At 59.6% G+C, this 19,059-nt stretch carries 16 protein-coding genes; 12 read left to right on the top strand and 4 right to left on the bottom strand.

Annotated features, from left to right (window positions below; genetic code table 11):
- Positions 1–307 precede the first annotated feature (307 nt).
- Positions 308–1,726 (top strand): aldehyde dehydrogenase family protein, encoded by a 1,419-nt coding sequence (locus DA915_RS23955; RefSeq protein ID WP_107677510.1) that lies wholly within the window; start codon positions 308–310, stop codon positions 1,724–1,726.
- Between the two features lie 197 nt (positions 1,727–1,923).
- A complete protein-coding gene (locus tag DA915_RS23950; protein ID WP_107677509.1) occupies positions 1,924–3,246 on the top strand; it encodes an epoxide hydrolase family protein in 1,323 nt (440 codons plus the stop codon).
- 153 nt (positions 3,247–3,399) lie between these two features.
- Here DA915_RS23950 and DA915_RS23945 read toward each other — a convergent pair whose 3' ends face one another.
- The 4 genes from DA915_RS23945 to DA915_RS23935 form a co-directional block, all read right to left on the bottom strand.
- Positions 3,400–3,603, bottom strand: coding sequence for a hypothetical protein (locus tag DA915_RS23945; RefSeq protein WP_080865005.1), 204 nt, complete (start codon positions 3,601–3,603; stop codon positions 3,400–3,402).
- Positions 3,604–3,754: 151 nt separating this feature from the next.
- Positions 3,755–3,925 carry a hypothetical protein gene (locus DA915_RS29040; RefSeq protein ID WP_192886645.1) on the bottom strand — a complete coding sequence of 57 codons (171 nt, stop codon included), beginning with the start codon at positions 3,923–3,925 and terminating at the stop codon, positions 3,755–3,757.
- 67 nt (positions 3,926–3,992) lie between these two features.
- Complete coding sequence (locus tag DA915_RS23940; protein ID WP_107677508.1) at positions 3,993–4,973, bottom strand: alpha/beta fold hydrolase; 981 nt, start codon at positions 4,971–4,973, stop codon at positions 3,993–3,995.
- A 20-nt stretch (positions 4,974–4,993) separates the two neighbouring features.
- Positions 4,994–5,512: a Dps family protein gene (locus DA915_RS23935; protein WP_060723817.1), complete on the bottom strand. Its 519-nt coding sequence runs from the start codon at positions 5,510–5,512 to the stop codon at positions 4,994–4,996.
- A gap of 415 nt (positions 5,513–5,927) precedes the next feature.
- Here DA915_RS23935 and DA915_RS23930 point away from each other — a divergent pair, with 415 nt between their 5' ends.
- From DA915_RS23930 to DA915_RS23885, 10 genes are all read left to right on the top strand, one after another.
- A complete protein-coding gene (locus tag DA915_RS23930) occupies positions 5,928–8,222 on the top strand; it encodes an FdhF/YdeP family oxidoreductase (protein WP_107677507.1) in 2,295 nt (764 codons plus the stop codon).
- A gap of 250 nt (positions 8,223–8,472) precedes the next feature.
- A complete protein-coding gene (locus DA915_RS23925; RefSeq protein ID WP_060726464.1) occupies positions 8,473–10,053 on the top strand; it encodes a sensor histidine kinase in 1,581 nt (526 codons plus the stop codon).
- A complete protein-coding gene (locus DA915_RS23920) occupies positions 10,046–10,702 on the top strand; it encodes a response regulator transcription factor (protein WP_003508308.1) in 657 nt (218 codons plus the stop codon). Before DA915_RS23925 ends, DA915_RS23920 begins: the two co-directional genes overlap by 8 nt.
- A 66-nt stretch (positions 10,703–10,768) precedes the next feature.
- On the top strand, positions 10,769–11,143 hold the full coding sequence (locus DA915_RS23915; protein ID WP_099086955.1) for a response regulator transcription factor: 375 nt from the start codon (positions 10,769–10,771) through the stop codon (positions 11,141–11,143).
- A gap of 312 nt (positions 11,144–11,455) precedes the next feature.
- Positions 11,456–11,923: a hypothetical protein gene (locus tag DA915_RS23910; protein ID WP_107677506.1), complete on the top strand. Its 468-nt coding sequence runs from the start codon at positions 11,456–11,458 to the stop codon at positions 11,921–11,923.
- 1 nt (position 11,924) lies between these two features.
- Positions 11,925–13,172, top strand: a complete 1,248-nt coding sequence (locus DA915_RS23905; protein WP_080866680.1) for an oxalate decarboxylase family bicupin — start codon at positions 11,925–11,927, stop codon at positions 13,170–13,172.
- A 110-nt stretch (positions 13,173–13,282) separates the two neighbouring features.
- Complete coding sequence (locus DA915_RS23900) at positions 13,283–14,395, top strand: FAD binding domain-containing protein (protein ID WP_107677505.1); 1,113 nt, start codon at positions 13,283–13,285, stop codon at positions 14,393–14,395.
- Positions 14,396–14,489: 94 nt separating this feature from the next.
- A complete protein-coding gene (locus DA915_RS23895; RefSeq protein WP_107677504.1) occupies positions 14,490–15,299 on the top strand; it encodes a cyclase family protein in 810 nt (269 codons plus the stop codon).
- 741 nt (positions 15,300–16,040) lie between these two features.
- Positions 16,041–17,918 (top strand): TRAP transporter large permease subunit, encoded by a 1,878-nt coding sequence (locus DA915_RS23890; RefSeq protein WP_003508278.1) that lies wholly within the window; start codon positions 16,041–16,043, stop codon positions 17,916–17,918.
- A gap of 65 nt (positions 17,919–17,983) precedes the next feature.
- The gene (locus DA915_RS23885; RefSeq protein ID WP_026372383.1) at positions 17,984–18,994 is read left to right on the top strand and encodes a TRAP transporter substrate-binding protein; all 1,011 of its coding nucleotides are present in this window, start codon (positions 17,984–17,986) and stop codon (positions 18,992–18,994) included.
- The last annotated feature ends 65 nt before the right edge of the window (positions 18,995–19,059 follow it).

Genomic DNA, 19,059 nt, shown 5'->3' with positions numbered 1-19,059 from the left:
GATTGTTTCCGCCCGTGCGTTTGTCGTCGCCATCGTGTTTGCGGCGATATTCGCAGCACCGTGCGTATATGATGCTACATCCGACGAGCCCTCGCCGCTTGCAGGACTTCTGGGCGCAGTTTCATCGATGTGACCACAAGGGAACGGCTCGGCGCCCGCCGCAGCCGTTTTCGCGTTTCAACCTCTTCCTGCCATCCCTCTGATCAACTCAAGGAAGCCTGCTTGCGACCCATGCGGCGCGCCTCCAGCGCGTTCCGCGGCGGCCAGACGAGCCGGATTTCCAACCATCTTAAACGAGGCCAGATCAATGCGATCAATTGAACACATCTATGTCGACGGTAAATTTGTGGTGCCAGACGGCAATGAACGGCTGGACCTTTTCAATCCGGCAACGGAAGAAAAAATCGGCGATGTCCGGCTTGGCAACGCCGATGATGCAAGGGCCGCAGTGGCAGCCGCGAAACGCGCTTTTCCCGCCATGGCAACATCCACCAAGGCGCAGCGTATCGATATGCTGCGCAGCCTGCGCGATACGATCGCAGAGCGACCGGATGAGCTCACGCAGGTCATGACCGAAGAATACGGCGCGCCCGCTTATTTCACGGCTTTCTCCGTTCAAAACGCAGCGTCGATTTTTGATGTTATGGCTGAGACCGTGGCGAACTACGACTTTGACCGGGTCGTGGGCAAAAGCACGGTCAAGATGCTGCCGCGCGGCGTTCTCGCCGCCATCACGCCCTGGAACAGCAATTTCGGTTTTATCGCCACCAAGCTTGCGCATGCAATCGGTTCCGGCTCGTCCCTTGTCATCAAACCGGCCGAACAGAGTGCGTTTCAGACGGATATTCTGGTGAGAAGGCTGCATCAGGCCGGCCTGCCGGCAGGGGTTTTCAACATTGTCAACGGCACGGGTCCGGTGGTCGGTGCGGCGCTGACGCAGGATCCCGACGTTGCGACCATCAGTTTCACCGGTTCCACCCAGGCTGCAAAGATCATTCAACGCGCAGCTATCGACGGCATGAAAAGAGTGGTTCTGGAGCTGGGAGGAAAAGCACCCACCATTATCCTGCCGGATGCCGACCTCGACAAGGCCATACCTGTCGCCCTTATGTCGGGCTTTGCAAACAGCGGCCAGGCCTGCGTCGCGGGTACCCGCATCCTGGCTCCGCGGTCCCGTCTCCCCGAGATTGCCGAGCGGTTGAGGATGGCGGCTGAAAAATTCAAAGTTGGCGATCCCCGTGATCCGGAGGTTCGGGTAGGCCCTCTCGCCAGCCTTGCCCAGTGGGAGAGGATCCAGACTTACATCCGGCTTGGTGTCGAAGAAGGAGCAACCCTGCTGACAGGCGGAACCGGACGACCGGCCGGGATTGAAAAAGGATGGTTCGCCCGCCCGACAATCTTCGCAGATGTCACGAACGAAATGCGCATCGCCCGCGAAGAAATCTTTGGTCCCGTCCTGTGTCTTCTCGCCTATGAGGACGAAGATGAGGCCGTCGAAATCGCCAATGATAGCGACTACGGATTGCAGGCCTATGTGCTTGGATCCGACCTCAGACGTGCCGAACACATAGCCACAAGGCTGATGGCCGGCCGCGTCGTCATCAACGGCGCCCCGCATGATCCTCGCGCGCCCTTCGGCGGTTTCAAGCAATCCGGTATCGGCAGGGAGATTGGTGCCTTCGGTCTCGACGGCATGCTCGAACCGCGAGCCGTTCTCACCCCGTAACGCGAGAAGTCTGCAGCGCCGATCCCGGCGCACTCTCCGTTCTGCTTCAGGCCGACTTTGTATCCAGAAGTGTCAGCCGTGCGAAAACCGACGTTTGGTGACGCAACAGCAGGTCGAAAGAAACAGCCGGGATACGATCAACATCTACCTGTTTCGGACGCGAAATGGTCGCGGAACACACCGATATGGAGAGAAATATGACCGACGTCCTTCACCCTGCAAAAGGCGGACACAACACGGCGATTGTCCTTGGGTCTGCAATGGCCGTGTTGATGGCCTTCACCCCTGCCTTGGCAGTTGAGACTGTCAAACCACCCCAATCCGAAACCGCCTCTGCCGACGACAGCATTCGGCCGTTCCAGGTTCATGTCGATCAGTCGCAGATTGACGACCTCAAGGCGAGGATCAGGAATGCGCGCTGGCCGGATAAGGAAACCGTTGGCGATATTTCCCAGGGCATCCAGCTGGCGCGGGTTCAGGATCTCGTCCGATATTGGGGCAGCGACTATGACTGGCGAAATGCCGAGAAAGAACTCAACGCCTTGCCGCAGTTCATCACCACGATCGACGGCGTCGACATCCACTTCATTCATGTCCGCTCACGCCATCCCAACGCCTTGCCTGTCATCCTCACCCACGGCTGGCCGGGTTCAATCTTCGAGTTCACAAAAGTCATCGGCCCGTTGACGGACCCGACCGCTTATGGCGGCAAAGCCGAAGACGCGTTCGACGTGATCATTCCCTCCATCCCCGGCTATGGTTTTTCAGGCCATCCGACCGATCTGGGCTGGGGACCGGACCGTGTTGCGCGCGCCTGGGACACCCTTGTGAAGCGCCTCGGCTACACGCGCTATGTTTCCCAGGGCGGCGATCATGGTTCTGTCATTTCCGATGCGCTTGCCCGGCAGGCGCCAAAGGGTCTGCTCGGCATTCATCTCAATATGCCGGCCACCGTTCCCGGTGCGCTCATGAAGGGCATCAACAGCGGTGATCCGGCCCCTGCGGACCTGTCTGCGCAGGAACGAAATGCCTATGACTCGCTCAAAGAGTTTTTCGGCAGGAACGCTGCCTATGGCGCAATGATGGTCACAAGACCGCAGACGATCGGCTATTCCTTGTCGGATTCACCTGTCGGTCTTGCATCCTTCATCTACGAGAAATTCGCGCAATGGAGCGACAGCAATGGCGAGCCCGAAAGCGTGCTTTCCAGGGATGAAATGCTCAACGACATCACTCTCTACTGGTTGACCAACAGCGGCGCGTCCGGCGCGCGTTTCTATTGGGAAAACAACAACAACAACTTCAGCGCGGACGCCCAGAAGACCAGGGACATCAAGATCCCCGTCGGCATCACCGTTTTCCCGAAGGAAATCTATCAGGCGCCGGAGAGCTGGAGCAGGCAGGCCTATCCATCGCTGACCTATTATCATCAGGTCGATCATGGCGGACATTTCGCCGCCTGGGAGCAGCCCGGGATTTTCTCAAGAGAGCTTCGTGACGCTTTCAGAAAGCTGCGCTGAGAGACGTCATTCTGGAATCGCGGTTCCCGGACCGCGCTTCACCACATCCTCGTGTTGCTGTCCGATTTAACGCTTGGGCGTTTCTGCACCAAAAAAGCCGTCGCTCGACACCAGTCGAGGAACGGCTTTTTCCGTATCTGAGGCCAGGAGATTTCAGGCCGCAACCGCGACACGTTCCGCCATCCACTGATCCAGCGCAGATCGCAGCATTGATCCGGACACGGCGTCCGTGGAGGCGATCCTGATCAGGTATTGTGCGGCGTCAACGGCTATCGAGCAGCCGATCGGCAGGCGGTTCTCTGCGCAGAACTCATTCAAAACCCTGCGGATCGACAGAAGCGACACTGCGTTGGTCATCTCGGATCTCCATCATGAATAACGATATTGCGCCACTTGATGGAGAAGCGTTGTGTCGAGAGTTTTCCATCGAAACCGAAAACGGTACCTCGATGTAGCCTGACTGGTTGCTGATACAATAAGCTACCGTCGAGGATGGCGATCGCATCGATCAGTCCTGAAATTTCGTTTCGTCGCTCGACGGCTCCGGGTTCGCGTCGATCCGGTTTTCCGCATCGGCCTGCCGGGACAGAGGAAGCTCCAGCTGAATATCCTCCATCTCGGGCAGGCTTGCGATGCCGTCACGAAGGGCAAGGTCTTCATAAGATGGTTTGAACGGCATCGGAATCTCCTTCCGCGCGAGAAATTGGCCGCCATCCGCTTTTTCCGGCGGCGGCCGTTTCCGGTGATCAGCTCTTCACAAAGGCCAGCAGATCCGGATTGATGACATCGGCATGGGTGGTCAGCATGCCGTGCGGATACCCCTTATACACCTTCAGCGTACCATTCTTCAGCAGTTTGACCGACAATTCGGCAGAATCTGCGATCGGCACGACCTGGTCGTCATCACCGTGGAGAACCAGTGTCGGCACCGTGATCGCCTTCAGGTCTTCCGTCTGATCGGTTTCCGAGAAGGCTTTTACACCGTCATAATGGGCCTTGGCGCTACCCATCATGCCCTGACGCCACCAGTTCTGGATGACACCGGGATAGACTTTGGCATCCGGACGGTTGAAGCCGTAGAACGGACCGGTCGGCACGTCGAGGAAGAACTGCGCGCGGTTTTCGGCTACGCCCTTGCGGAAACTGTCGAAGACTTCGATCGGCAGGCCGCCGGGATTGGAAGGCGTCTTCAACATCAGCGGCGGAACGGCGGAGACGAGCACGGCCTTGGCAACGCGGCCCTGCGGCTCGCCGAATTTGGCGACGTAACGCGCGACCTCACCGCCGCCGGTCGAGTGGCCGATGTGAACCGCATTCCTGAGATCGAGATGTTCGGCAACGGCGGATGCATCGGCGGCATAATGATCCATGTCGTGGCCGTCGCTCACCTGCTGGGAACGGCCGTGGCCGCGACGGTCATGGGCCACGACGCGGTAACCGTTCTGGGCGAAGAACAGCATCTGCGCGTCCCAGTCGTCGGAGGACAAAGGCCAGCCGTGATGGAAGACGATCGGCTGGGCATCCTTCGGACCCCAGTCCTTGAAATAGATATCAACGCCGTCCTTGGTCTTTACGAATGATTCGGTCATTGGAAATGCTCCTTCGTTGCGGGATGGGATGGATTTTGAAAAGGCTGTTGATGGCATGGCCATCGCGGTGGAAAGCGCGGCGCCGGCCAGCAAAACATGCCGTCTCGAAAGCGCCAGCTCGATAGGATTGTCGGTCATTTCGGTTTTCCTGCCTGGTTTCAGCGGGCGCGGCGGGTGGTTTCAAACAGGAACCAGGTGCGGCGCTCGGTCTCGTCGATCCAGTTTTCGATCAGGCTGGTGGTGGCGTGGTCGTTGAGGTCGGAGGTGAGGCTGTGCGTTTGCCGCAGGATGGCGGTAAGCTGCTTGTTGTCCTCACGCAGTTCGGCAAGCATATCCTCCGGCGTGACGAAGTCGGCGTCATTATCAAGTAGACGCTGCAGGCGACCGATATGGCCGATGGAGCGGATGGTCGTGCCGCCGATCTTGCGCGCCCTTTCGGCAATGTCGTCGGTCATCGCAAAGATCTGCGCGCCCTGTTCGTCCAGCAGGGTGTGATAATCACGGAAATGCGGACCGGAAACATGCCAGTGGAAATTCTTGGTCTTGATGTAGAGCGTGAAGACATCCGCCAGCAGCGCGGTCAGCGCAGCGGCGATGTCGCGGCTCGCTTCAGCGCCAAGGTCGGTCGGCGTTGCCAGTGGAAGCTTGCGGTTTTTGGCGGCTGTGGTCGTGTCCATGATCGTTCTCCTTTTGCAATCGACCGCCCGTTGTTGAGCGCCCCTGTTGCGGCTGTCTGATCGGCACCGAGGATAGAAAGAAGGATGGCTCGGGAGAAATCGGCTGCTGGTACAGTCCACCCGATACCTAAGTGTAGTTTCGGCAATTTCGAACCCGGGATAGTTTTCGCCTGTCGCCCCGCCCCAGGGCGATTGGCTCGCAGAAGCCATCGTCTCCGGTGTCCCCCTCCCCCGGAGCCGCGGATCCCTCCCGATCCGCCAAGGCCGCCCCCGCCGCAGGAGGCGGCCTTTTTTTTCGTTTGGGCCTTAGGCGTGAAGGCAACCTATGCCTGAGTATTATGTTTACTCTTTCGCCGTTGCGTTAGCCTCAGCGGGCACGACAATCGTCAATCTGCAAAATCGAAGGAATTCCAACATGGCGGAAGAACGGCCTGAAGGTATTGAAAAATACGATCACCCAGCCGGCGGTTGGGATGCATTGAAAGCCGTTGCGAAAACGCTCGCGCACCAGCAGATCGTCGCGCAGGGCACGATGACGCTGCTCAAGGCAAATCAGCCCGAAGGTTTCGACTGTCCCGGCTGCGCCTGGCCCGACCCAAAACACACCTCATCCTTCGAGTTCTGCGAAAACGGCGCCAAGGCCATCACCTGGGAATCGACGGCGAAACGATCCGGACCCGAATTTTTCGCCCAGCATACGGTTTCCGAACTGTGGCAATGGACGGATCACAAGCTGGAGGATGCCGGCCGTCTGACCCTTCCCCTGCATTACAATGCCGAAAGCGATCGCTATGAGCCAATCGCGTGGGACGACGCCTTCAATCTGATCGCGCAGGAACTCAACAAGCTCGACGACCCCGACAAGGCGGAATTTTATACATCCGGCCGGGCGTCCAACGAGGCCGCCTTTCTCTATCAGCTTTTCGTGCGCGCCTATGGGACGAACAATTTCCCTGATTGTTCCAACATGTGCCACGAGGCCACCAGCGTCGGCCTTCCGAAATCCATCGGCGTCGGCAAAGGCACGGTGACGCTGGAGGATTTCGATCATGCCGATGCGATCTTCAGCTTCGGCCACAATCCCGGCACCAACCATCCGCGCATGATGACGACGCTGCATAATGCCGCAAAACGCGGCGTGCCGATCGTGGTCTTCAATCCGCTGAAGGAACGGGCGCTGGAACGCTTCGCCGCGCCACAGGACCCGATAGAAATGGCGACGCTCTCTTCGACGCCCATCGCCTCCGCCTACCATCAACTGCGCACCGGCGGCGATCTCGCAGCCCTCAAGGGCATCATGAAAGCGGTGTTCGAACTGGATGCGGAAAACCAGAAGGCGGGTGGCGCCGGTGTGCTCGACCGAACCTTCATCGAAGAACACACCGACGGTCTCGACGCACTGCGCGCCGACATCGACGCTACCTCCTGGGACACCATCTGCTCCGTCAGCGGGCTGACGAAGGAGGCGCTTGAAAGCGCTGCCCGGATTTATGTGAACGCCTCCAATGTCATCATCTGTTACGGCATGGGCATCACGCAGCACGCCAAGGGCACGGGCAACGTGCAGCAGATCGCAAATCTCCTGCTGCTGCGCGGTAATGTGGGCCGCCCGGGTGCGGGAATAGCGCCCATTCGCGGCCATTCCAACGTACAGGGCGACCGCACCGTCGGCATCACCGAAATCCCGAACAAGGCGCTGCTGGACGGCATGGAGCGCGCTTTCGGTTTTCGTCCCCCTGCGGAAAAAGGCCACAATGCGATAGAAGCCGTCGAGGCGATCATTGCCGGCGAGTCCCGGGTGCTAATCTGTCTTGGTGGAAACCTCGCCGTCGCCATGTCGGATACCGGCGCGACCTTCAAGGGCATGCGCAACCTCGATCTCGCCGTTCACATCGCAACAAAACTCAACCGCTCGCACCTTCTGGCAGCGAAGATATCGCTGATCCTGCCCTGCCTTGGACGCACCGATCTGGATACCCAGTCCTTGGGCCCGCAGGCCGTGACAGTCGAGGACTCGATGTCGATGGTGCATGCCTCTCGCGGTTTCCTGAACCCGCCCGGGGAGCTGGTCAGGTCGGAGCCGGCCATCATCGCGGGCATCGCCAAAGCGACAATCGGCAGCCGCCATGGAATAGACTGGGATTGGCTGATTGCCGATTACGACCGCGTCCGCGACAAGATCGAAGAGGTCTTTCCCGATTTCAGGGATTTCAACAGCCGGGTTCGGATAAAAGGCGGCTTTCGCCTTGATGTCGCGGCCTCGTTCCGCCGCTGGAACACGCAGAGTGGCAAGGCCAATTTCCTTGTCGCCACGGGGCTTGAAGAAGATCCGCTCATCTCCAATCCGGACGCCCTCGTGCTGACCACGATCCGCAGCCACGATCAGTACAATACGACGATCTATGGCATGGATGACCGTTATCGCGGCGTCTTCGGCCGAAGGGACATCATCTTCATGAACCGGCACGACCTTGCCGAGCGCGGCCTGAAGGATGGTGATCGCATCGATATTCACGGCATCGGCCCAGAAAATAAAGACCGACACCTCGTTCAGGGTTTCACCGCCGTCGAATACAATATCCCGAAGGGATCGGCCGCAGGCTATTATCCGGAAATGAATGCGGTGGTGGCGCTCGGCCATTATGACCGCCTTTCCGGAACGCCTTCCTACAAGGGTGTCCCGATCACGGTGAGCCCGGCAGCAGCCTGACGACCGAAGGCCCGGCGCGCAACGCAGCGGTCGTTGCGCGCTCTTCTCCCCACCGTTTGGGTTGGACCTCACCTCGGGCCATCAGGCATGGCCTGTGGATGACCGGCCATATATGCGGATTTTTCGATATAGCGCCGTGCCGTTTTACCGCTATCCTGATGTTTCGACGACGGTGGCAACCAAGACCTATGTATAGGTCAGGTTGTGCTGAAAAAACCGTATTGTCGGCAAAAATCGCATCGGGGGAACAATGTCGATTGCGTCAAGGATGTTTCGCGCGCGCGAGCCGGAAGGCCGAGCCCACCATCTGGCCTTTGGCCTTGGGGCGCTGGCGCTGGCGGCCGCGGTATTTTACGTCGATACCTATACCGACATAGAAGGCGCGATCGCAGTGCTCTATGTCATCACGGTCCTTTTGGCCGCGCAGACTGTAAGCTGGTCGGGACTGATCGCGATCTCCTGTGCCTGTGCAATTCTTTCCCTCCTGTCCTATGCAGCAACCCACGCGCAGGACGCGGATTTCCAGTCGGCCCTTCGGTTGGTCGTCGCCCTTGCGGCACTTGCCGTCACGACCATGCTGCTTTTGAAAACGGAGACCGCCCGGCTGGCAATGCTATCCGTCAATGCGGCGCTGAAGGAAAGCGAGGAGCGTTATCGCTCCATTTTCGACCGCACGCGCGTCGCACTCTGGGAACGCGACTATTCGAAGCTTCACGCCCTGCTGATGGGCCTCAAGCAGCGGGGTATCACCGACATACGGGCCCATGCGCGCGCTAACCCGGGTTTTACGCAGCAATGCATCGATCTCATCACGGTTGTTGCGTCAAATGAAGCCGGAAAGGAAATGCTGGGTTACGATTCCTCTATCCGCGGCACCCTCCAGCAGTCGGTCGTTTCTTCGTCCGGCAAGTTCGTCGATGTCCTGCAGGCGATCATCGACAACCGGCCTGTCTTCGAAGACAAGGTGGTGGTGCGCACCGACACCGGCGAAGACAAGCTGGTGCTTCTTTCCATCAGTTTCCCTGCAGAAGCGGCCTCCTTCAACCGTGTGGTGGTCAGCATGGTGGATATCACCCAGCGCGAAATGGCGCTGAAGGCGCTGGCCGAGGCACAGGCGGAGCTGACAAAAGCCTCGAAGGCGGCAGCCGTCGGAGCCATGTCCGCATCGCTCTCCCACGAACTGAACCAGCCGCTTGGCGCCATCATCGTCAATGCGCAGACATTGCTGCGGTGGCTCGATCGCGATCCGCCGGATATTGCCGCCGCCCGCCGCTCGGCCGAACGCATGATCCGCGACGGGCAGCGCGCCAGTGAAATCATCCAGAACACGCGCAGCCTGCTCGCCCATACGAGCGGCAAGATGGAAACCTTCGACCTCGATGAGTTCATCGATGAAACGCTAAGCCTTCTCGAACATGAGCTGGAACGCAGCGGAACCACGGTGCATGTGGAAAAAACGGCCACACCACCGATAACAGCCGTCAGGATCGAATTGCAGCAGGTCCTCATCAACCTTCTCACCAACGCCATTCAGGCCATGGACGAGGCGGGCACCGGCAATCGCACCATCACGGTGCGGAAGGAGCGCGAAGACAGGGACAATATTCATATTGCGGTTCACGACAATGGGCCGGGTTTCCCGGTGCAGATGAAGGAAAAGCTGTTTTCGCCGTTTTTCACGACCAAGGAGACGGGAATGGGCATGGGGCTTTCCATCTGCCGCACGACACTGGAAGCACGGGGCGGCAGGCTTACCGGTGACAATCATCCTCTCGGCGGGGCGGTCTTTACCATTTCCATGCCGATCAGCCAGGAGATGGAACATGCCTGAGCCACGCAAGACGACAAAGGAGCCGCCGTCACCCATCGTGTTCATCGTCGACGACGATGTGTCGATGCGCGAGGCGCTCACCGATCTTTTCCGCTCCATGAAATTCGATGCCGAAGCTTTCGACAGCGCCGCCGCCTTTCTTGAAAAAGCCAATCTGAACCGGCCCGGCTGCCTGCTGCTTGATGTGCGGCTTCCGGGCATAAGCGGTCTTGATTTCCAGATGCAGCTGGAACGCGTCGGCAACCGGATGCCGATCATTTTCATGACCGGCTTCGGCGATATCCCGATGAGCGTGCGGGCGATGAAGGCGGGCGCCGTCGATTTTCTGACCAAGCCCTTCAAGGAACAGGACATTCTGGACGCCGTTGCGGCCGCGATGGAGCGGGATGCGTCGCGCCGCCGCGAAAGCGCCCAGAACGAGGCAGTCACCTCCCTTGCCGAGCAGCTGACCCCAAGGGAGCGCGAGGTCATGGGCGCCGTTGTCCGCGGCCTGATGAACAAGCAGATCGCCTATGAGCTCGGCATCAGCGAAGTCACCGTGAAACTGCACCGGGGCAATGTCATGCGTAAAATGGAAGCGAGATCGGTTGCCGACCTCGTGCGGAAAGCGGAGCTGATCGGCGAGAAGCTAAGGCCACCTGTATCTTAGTATGGTATCTTTGAGAGCGGCATGGGCGCATAGAGAAAGAAAGAAAAACAGAAAAGGTCGCTTTCATTGCCCCCCGTTCCCGTCATTGCCGTCGTCGACGACGATCCCGCCATTCGCGAAGCCATGGATGATCTCATCATGTCCTTCGGTTACGAATGCCGCCTGTTTGTTTCTGCCGAACAATTCCTGGAATCGAAGCAGCAGACGGACATCGACTGCATCGTCGTGGATGTCAAAATGCCCGGTCTTTCCGGCATCGAGTTGCAGAGCGAGCTGAACAGGCGCGGCAACCACCCGCCGATGATCTTCGTCACCTCCTATCAGGATGAGCGCACCCGGAATGCGGCCTTGAACGGCGGCGCTTTGGCCTTTCTCGGCAAGCCGGTCAATATCGTCAGTCTGATCGGATGCCTGGAATCCGTTCTCGCCCGGCCGTCCTGACGGCTGACGCTTCGCCACCGAGCGAGTGAGCCAGCCTATACCGCTCGCAGACAAGCCTTCCATCGCTCTGGCTGCATCCTCTCCCAAGTGAAATTCGCTGTTACGTCATGCCCCGACGCCCTGCCGTCCGGGCAGGCATTGCCGTTGAGCGGATGCCTCTCGGCGCTTATCCCGCCGCCAACACCTTCCGCTATACGAACTAGACCTCTGTATAGATGCCGGCTCCGCTTCTCCGCCGTAGCCTTTGCTCCAGTCAAGCGCTTCCCCTCCGAACGTTCCTGACGACACCATCACCCTTTTTAGGAGCAGGGCATGACCTCCATCAGCAAGAATGCGGACGAGCAGAGACCCTGTCGTCTCAAAGTCGCAGCGGTGTTGGCACTGGGCACGGTTGCCGTGCTCGGTGGCAATGCTTTCCTGATCAGGAATGGCGAACCGGCGCTTGCGGCCTCCGAAGACGTCGCATCAGCCAGCGCCTTCCGCACCCTCACACCACAGGCGATCGACAGGCTGGGCGGACTTTCCGCTCCCGCGCCGGCGCTCAGTGAAACGTCCGAAGGCGCACAGGCTGTTCCGGCACTGGACAAGACATCCTGCGTCGCCACCCGCGCCGCCCAGAAAACGGACCGGCACGACGCGCTCGATCCAAAAGCTTTCTGCCAGCTGCAGCACCGCCTCTTCAATGCCGAGCTGATCGACCGCATCGCCGTGCTCCAGCTCGCATCACAGACCCGCTCTTTCGACACCTCGTCCCAACTCGCCATGAACAAGGAGTTCTGAAATGGAAACGTTGACCAGACGCGCAGTCCTCGCAATCGGCGCCGTCGGCGGCACCGCCCTTGCCGCCAGCACGGCCGGGGCAGCCTCTTTCGGCAATCCCGACCAGCCCGCCGAGGGAGCAATCAATGCCAATGCCGCGGGTCTCGGCGATCCCGGCCCGAAGAACCCTGCGATCAACGATCAGTTTCCATCCTTCCAGAGCCCGCCGGCGACCGATGTGGGCGACATGCAGCTCTTCTGGGGCTCGTTCAACAACGCCGCCAAGCGTATCCAGAACGGCGGATGGGCACGTCAGGTGACCAAGTCGGACTTCGCGATTTCGGATGCCGTGTCCGGCGTCAACATGCGGCTCGGACCGGGCGGCGTTCGTGAGATGCACTGGCACCGTGCCGCAGAATGGGCGATCATGACCAATGGCCGTTGCCGCATCACGGTGCTCGATACGCAGGGCCGCGCCTATGTGCAGGATGTCGAGGCCGGTGATCTCTGGTATTTTCCGGCCGGCTACCCCCATTCGCTGCAGGGACTTGGCCCTGAAGGATGCGAATTCGTCATCGTGTTCGACGAAGGCGACCAGTCCGAATATGGCACGCTGCTTCTCACCGACTGGCTGGCGCATACCTCACCCGAACTGCTGGCCAAGAATTTCGGCGTCGCGCAGGACGTGTTCCGGAACATTCCGCTGCAGAACCTCTGGATTTTCCAGGGCAAGGAGCCGGGACCGCTCTCCAGGGATCAGGAAGCCGTTGCCGGCGCGGGACTTCCCCCATTCCCGTTCACCTACAAGCTCGCTGCATCAAAACCGCTGAAGGAAAACGCCGCCGGGGTCATTCGCCTTGCGGATAGCAGTGCCTTTACCGTGTCCAAAACCATCGCCGCCGCCATCGAAACGATCAAGCCCGGCGGTGTGCGCGAAATGCACTGGCATCCCAATGCGGACGAATGGCAATACTGGATCAAGGGTGAAGGCCGAATGACCGTGTTCGACGCGGGCCCGCGCAGCCAGACCGCCGATTTCCGCGCCGGCGATATCGGTTACGTGAAAAGAAGCCAGGGCCACATCATCGAAAATACCGGGAAGACCGACCTGCAATTCGTCGCGGTCTTCAAGACCGCCGAATACCAGGAGGTCAGCCTGTCCTCCTGGCTGACGCATACCCCACCGGCGCTGGTGGCCCAGCACCTCAACGTCAGCGTCGAAGACGTGGCGAAATTTCCCGCAAACCAGCCGGCGATCATGCCGGGCTGAACATCCTGTCCGCCCATTGACCGGCGTTTCGGCATGTCCGATCCGCCGGTCTTTTCTCACCGAGACAAGGCGCGACGCCGCAAAACCAATATCGAAAGACAGGAACGGCCATGAAACCATTGACAATCCGCATCGCCGGCGGCTCGCTTGCCGGTCTTTTCACGGCGATATTGCTGCAGCAGGACGGGCACGATGTGAAAGTCTACGAACGCTCCTCGTCCGGCCTCGGCGGGCGTGGTGCAGGACTGGTGCCGCAGCAGGACCTGTTCGAGGTTCTGGACCAGATCGGCTGCGAAGACGTCACCCATGTCGGTGTGGTTGCGAAGGAGCGCATCTACCTCGATGCTGGCGGCCGCGTGGCCCAGCGCCAGAAGACGCCGCAGATGCAGATTTCATGGGACTACCTCTTTGAGCGCGTGTCCTCCCGCCTCCTCGCCGATACCTATCTCCTGGGACACCATGTCGACGCGGTTCGGGAAGGCCCTGATGGAGTGATGCTGTCCTTCGCCGACGGCAGGCAAGAGCGCGCTGATCTCGTAATAGGCGCGGATGGCTTGGGTTCGGCCATCCGCAAGGCGGTCAATCGCCATTCGGAAAACGCCTTTGCGGGTTATGTCGCCTGGCGCGGGCTGATACCCGAAACCAGATTACCGGCCGATGCGTCCCTGCTGCTCGACCGCTTCGCTTTTTACATCGCACCCGGAATTCATGTTCTGGGTTACCTCGTGCCGGGGCCACTTGGTGAGACACAACAGGGACAGCGCCGTTACAACTGGGTTTGGTATCGTCCTACACCAGCTGATGAGCTTGGCCGAACCTTCACCGGCCGCGACGGCAGGCATTTCGAATATTCGCTGCCCCGTGGCGAACTGACTGAGCAGCGCCGCGAGCAACTGCGCAGGGACGCGTCCTCCCTTCTGCCGCCGCAATTGGCGCTTGCGGTGGAAGCGGAGGAAAACCCATCGATCCAGGGCATTTTTGACTATGAGGCTGAACAGATGGTGTCGCCGCGCATGGCGCTGGTCGGAGATGCCGCCTTTGTGGTTCGCCCTCACACCGCGATGGGCGTTTCCAAGGCCGCGGGAGACGCAATGGCGCTGCGCGACGCCCTGCGGCAAACGGACGATCTGCCCACCGCCCTTTCACGATATCAGAGAAGCCGCCTGCCGGTGGGCAAGGCAATTGCAGCCTTTGGGCGGCGACTTGCCGAAACCGCCATCTGAACACGGGTCAAAAATCAGGGACGGTCCTGTCTTGCTTCACCCCATCTTTGCGCTACGCTTGCGATCAGGGATTTCTCAATGGAGGGACTGAGGAATGTGCAACCACTGCGTGATCGAGAACGTGAAAAAGAACATGCTGTCACGACGCCTGCTGTTCAAGGGCGCCGTGGCCGGTGTAACGGCGGTGGCGGCAGGCAGCCTCGCGGCTCCGGTGCTTGCGCAAACACCCGGACGGGTCATCGATCTCACCCACACCTATGATTCCGCATTTCCCACCTTCGACGGCAAACCGGGCATAGAATACGAATGGGCAGCTGATATCACCAAGGATGGTTATCAGCTCCACAAGCTCACCATCTACGAACATACCGGCACACATATCGATGCACCGTTCCACTTCAGCGCCGACGGCGCGAGCGTCGATCAGCTGGAGCCGCAGAAACTTGTCGCCCCGCTGGTCATCATCGACATCACCGACCGCGCAAAAGAGGATGCCAATTCCACCATCGAGGCTGAAGACATCGAGCGCTGGATATCTGCAAATGGCGATATCCCGGCAGGTGCGATCGTCGCCCTGCGCTCCGGCTGGGCAACCAGAGTGAAGAGCCCCTCATTCCGCACCGACGACGCCGGAAAATTCGCCTTTCCCGGTTTCGGCAAGTCGGCAACCGACCTTCTGCTCAAGCGCGACACGGTCGCGATCGGCGTCGACACGCTTTCGCTGGATCCGGGCAACTCTGCCGATTTCGCCGTTCACAATTCCTGGCTTCCGGCCGGGCGCTACGGTATCGAAGGCCTCAACAACCTCGAGGCTTTGCCGGTCAAGGGCGCAACCGTCGTCGTCGGCGCGCCGGCACATCGTGGCGGAACCGGCGGTCCGGCCCGGATTCTGGCCCTGATCTGAAAGCAGCATGGCGGGCGGCCCGGATGCACCAGCGGCTCACCTGCTGCATCAGATAAAGCCGCTCCGAATCCGCCGCGGTTGTTCGGGAAAAGGCGGGGCGAAACATCGCCCCGCGCCTGACAGGAAGAATGCCGGGCGGCGGCATCGCTGAGAACATATCCCCTTGCCGCAAAACCTCCGCGCGGGAGGATTTCAAGAGATAATCAACGCCCGGATTGCCGGTTAGAGAGTGCTCAGCCGCACCACCGTCATTTTTCCCAGTTCGACCAGTGGTCGTCACGTCAAGGCCCTTCCCCATCCCAGCCAGTTCAAGGCTAAGCAGAAATGTCTTCCGGCTCTCCGTGGCGCGACGCAGGCACCCGCGTGTATGGCGGCCTGCCCCGGTCGGGCCGCCACGATCTGCATTGGCTGGCCTTTGCATAAGGTGCCGTGCTGCATGGTCATTGCCGGCGAATGAAGGTCGACACAAAGTATGATCCACTATATGGACCTTGTAGATGCGCAAATAAACTGCACAAATCCGTCTATTTACTGTTGATTTCACAAATATTCCTGTGTATCCCGGATACATGGTTTTGTAGTGGTCCATATTGTGGAGGCAATATACCGATACATTCAGACTTTTGGAGGGGTCTGGCCAGTCTGGCAACAACAGCTATCCTGATGTCGCGGTCGTGGCATGGACATCCTGTTTTGCTGACATCTTATTGCGAAGGTTGTTCTGTGGGAGAGGAGGCCCCGATGACCATGACCGCAGACGCGAATGACGACGTATTTGTACTCGATGGCGAACTGTTGCACACCGGACCGGTAACGGGCTCGTGGTTCATGCGCCCCATCGAGGCCGTGGCGGCCGTGCTGCTGGCGGTGATGATCGGCCTGCTTCTGCTGGGCGTGACGTCACGTTATGCCCTGCATCTACCGATTGTCTGGATCGATGAAACGGCGTCCTTGTGCTTCCTGTGGTTTGCCATGCTGGGTGCGGCGATTGCCATCGATCGCAGTGAACATCTGCGCCTGACGCTGTTTCTCAACATGTTCCCGCAACGTGTTCTGGGCTATATCAATTCGCTGGCGCTGGTGCTGGTGGCGACATTTCTTGCAGCAATCATCAAGCCCGCCATGGAATACGCCATCGAGGAATGGGTGGTCACGTCAGCAGCGCTGAATATTCCGATGTCGTTTCGCGCTGCGGCGCTGCCGGTCGGCGCCTGTCTCATGCTGCTTCTGGTGCTCAACAATCTTTTCCGGCGGGAAAAGCTGCGCGATATCATCACGGCCCTTGTAACCGTCGCCGTTGCCTCCGGCCTGCTCTATCTGGCATCGCCGATGCTGGAATCCCTCGGCAATTTTAATCTGGCGATCTTCCTCGGCCTGTTCGTTGCGGTATTTCTGGTGCTGGGCGTGCCGATTGCCTTCTGCTTCGGCCTTGGAACCCTCGCCTATCTGACCTTCACCACCTGGGTTCCGACCATTGTGATGATCGGGCGCATGGACGAGGGCATGTCCGGCATCATTCTGCTGTCAGTGCCGGTCTTCGTGCTGCTGGGCTGCGTGCTCGATGCCACCGGCATGGGCAGGGCGATTGTCGAGCTTCTGTCCTCGATGTTCGGCCATATCAGGGCGGGCATGTCCTATGTGCTGCTCGGTTCGCTGTTTCTCGTCTCCGGCATTTCCGGCTCCAAGGTTTCCGATATGGCAACCGTCGCACCGGCGCTTTTTCCGGAAATGAAGCGCCGTGGCCACAAGCCCAAGGAAATGATCGCGCTTCTGGCCACCGGTGCCGCCATGGCCGATACGGTTCCGCCCTCCATCGTGCTGATCGTCCTGGGGTCGGCGGCCGGTGTGTCGATTGCCGGCCTCTTCACCTCCGGTTTCATGATTGCCATGGTGCTGCTTCTGGTGCTGGCCGTTCTGGCCCGCTGGAAGGCGCGGCATGAAAACATGGAAGGTGCAAAGCGCACCCCCTGGCCGCTGGTGGGCAAGGCAGCCCTGATTGCCGCCCCGGCGCTCGTTTTGCCCTTCCTCATCCGCAGCCTGGTGGGCGGCGGTGTCGCCACGGCAACCGAAGTGTCCACTATCGCCGTGCTCTACGCGATGATCATCGGCGCGGTGCTTTATGGCGGCATCAGCCTCAAAAAGCTCTATTCCATGCTGGTCGAGACGGCAGCCCTTTCCGGGGCGATCCTGCTGATCCTCGGCTGCGCATCGGCCATGGCCTGGGGGCTGACGCAGAGCGGCTTTGCCTTCCAGCTGACCGCGATGATCACCGATCTGCCGGGCGGCTGGATGACCTATATGGTCGTGTCGATCCTGATCTTCATGATCCTCGGCTGCGTTCTGGAGGGTCTGCCGGCGATCGTTCTGCTCGCGCCGATCATGTTCCCGATCGCCCGTACACTTGGCATCAACGACATCCATTATTCGATGGTCGTGGTGGTTGCCATGAATATCGGCCTGATGGCGCCGCCCATCGGCATCGGCTTCTACATCGCCTGCAAGATCGGCAACGTCTCGCCGGATGAAGCCATGGGCGCCATCTGGCCCTATCTCGCGGCCATGGTCATCGGCCTGCTGCTGATCGCCGCAATCCCCGGCTTTTCGACCATTCTGCTCTAAGACCGTGGCGGGTCCACCCGCCACGCCGATGAATGATGCATGCTTTATTTTGGGAGGAGAAAGCAATGAATATCAACAGACGTACCATGCTCGCCGGCGCCGGTTCCGCCGTTCTGGCCACAGCCTTCGTGTCGCGCGCCCGCGCTGCCCAGTACAATTATAAATATGCCAACAATCTGCCTGCCGCGCACCCGATGAACATTCGCGCCAAGGAGGCCGCTGACCGGATTGCCAAGGAAACCGACGGTCAGGTGATGATCAATATCTTCCCCAGCAGCCAGTTGGGCGCGGATACGGACGTGCTGAGCCAGGTGCGCTCGGGAGGCGTTGAATTCTTCACGCTTTCGCCGCTGATCCTGTCGACGCTGGTGCCGAACGCCTCCATCAGCGGCATCGGTTTCGCCTTCCCGAACTATGATTCCGTATGGGCGGCCATGGATGGCGATCTCGGAAAATATGTGCGCGGCGAAATTGCCAAGCAGAACCTCGTTGCCATGGACACGATCTGGGATAACGGCTTCCGCCAGATCACCAGCGCGTCCAAGCCCATCGCCACGCCGGCCGATCTCGAAAGCTTCAAGATCCGCGTGCCGGTGAGCCCGCTCTGGACCTCTATGTTCAAGGCTTTCAAGTCGGCCCCTGCCTCGATCAATTTCGCCGAGGTCTATACCGCGCTGCAGACCGGCGTGGTCGATGGCCAGGAGAATCCGCTGGCGATCATTTCCACCGCAAAGCTGTTCGAAGTGCAGAAATTCTGCTCGGTTACCAACCACATGTGGGACGGTTTCTGGTTCCTGGCCAATAAGCGCGCCTGGGAGCGTCTGCCGGATGACCTGCGCGCCATCGTTGCCAAAAATCTCAACCAGTCCGGCAAGGATGAACGCGCCGATGTGGCGAAGCTCAACGCCTCGGTCAAGGAAGATCTGATTTCCAAGGGCATGACCTTCAACGACACGGATGCGACGCTCTTCCGCGCCGCGTTGAAAGACGCAGGTTTCTATTCCGAATGGAAAGGCAAATATGGCGATGAAGCCTGGGCCATTCTTGAAAAGGCCGTTGGCGCAAGCCTGACCTGATCGGTCCATTGTATAACTGGCCCCGCCCGTAGCGGGGCCAACCCGACTATGTCTGACGATTGGAA

Source organism: Agrobacterium sp. LAD9 (assembly GCF_003031125.1).
Classification (GTDB): Bacteria; Pseudomonadota; Alphaproteobacteria; order Rhizobiales; family Rhizobiaceae; genus Agrobacterium; species Agrobacterium radiobacter.
This window is presented reverse-complemented; position numbering and strand designations above follow the sequence as displayed.

Excerpts from the sequence above, each read along its gene's own strand:
- DA915_RS23955 (WP_107677510.1), top strand. The coding sequence starts at position 308 with ATGCGATCAATTGAACACATCTATGTCGACGGTAAATTTGTGGTGCCA.
- DA915_RS23950 (WP_107677509.1), top strand. The coding sequence starts at position 1,924 with ATGACCGACGTCCTTCACCCTGCAAAAGGCGGACACAACACGGCGATT.
- DA915_RS23945 (WP_080865005.1), bottom strand. The coding sequence starts at position 3,603 with ATGACCAACGCAGTGTCGCTTCTGTCGATCCGCAGGGTTTTGAATGAG.
- DA915_RS29040 (WP_192886645.1), bottom strand. The coding sequence starts at position 3,925 with ATGCCGTTCAAACCATCTTATGAAGACCTTGCCCTTCGTGACGGCATC.
- DA915_RS23940 (WP_107677508.1), bottom strand. The coding sequence starts at position 4,973 with ATGACCGACAATCCTATCGAGCTGGCGCTTTCGAGACGGCATGTTTTG.
- DA915_RS23935 (WP_060723817.1), bottom strand. The coding sequence starts at position 5,512 with ATGGACACGACCACAGCCGCCAAAAACCGCAAGCTTCCACTGGCAACG.
- DA915_RS23930 (WP_107677507.1), top strand. The coding sequence starts at position 5,928 with ATGGCGGAAGAACGGCCTGAAGGTATTGAAAAATACGATCACCCAGCC.
- DA915_RS23925 (WP_060726464.1), top strand. The coding sequence starts at position 8,473 with ATGTCGATTGCGTCAAGGATGTTTCGCGCGCGCGAGCCGGAAGGCCGA.
- DA915_RS23920 (WP_003508308.1), top strand. The coding sequence starts at position 10,046 with ATGCCTGAGCCACGCAAGACGACAAAGGAGCCGCCGTCACCCATCGTG.
- DA915_RS23910 (WP_107677506.1), top strand. The coding sequence starts at position 11,456 with ATGACCTCCATCAGCAAGAATGCGGACGAGCAGAGACCCTGTCGTCTC.
- DA915_RS23905 (WP_080866680.1), top strand. The coding sequence starts at position 11,925 with ATGGAAACGTTGACCAGACGCGCAGTCCTCGCAATCGGCGCCGTCGGC.
- DA915_RS23900 (WP_107677505.1), top strand. The coding sequence starts at position 13,283 with ATGAAACCATTGACAATCCGCATCGCCGGCGGCTCGCTTGCCGGTCTT.
- DA915_RS23895 (WP_107677504.1), top strand. The coding sequence starts at position 14,490 with ATGTGCAACCACTGCGTGATCGAGAACGTGAAAAAGAACATGCTGTCA.
- DA915_RS23890 (WP_003508278.1), top strand. The coding sequence starts at position 16,041 with ATGACCATGACCGCAGACGCGAATGACGACGTATTTGTACTCGATGGC.
- DA915_RS23885 (WP_026372383.1), top strand. The coding sequence starts at position 17,984 with ATGAATATCAACAGACGTACCATGCTCGCCGGCGCCGGTTCCGCCGTT.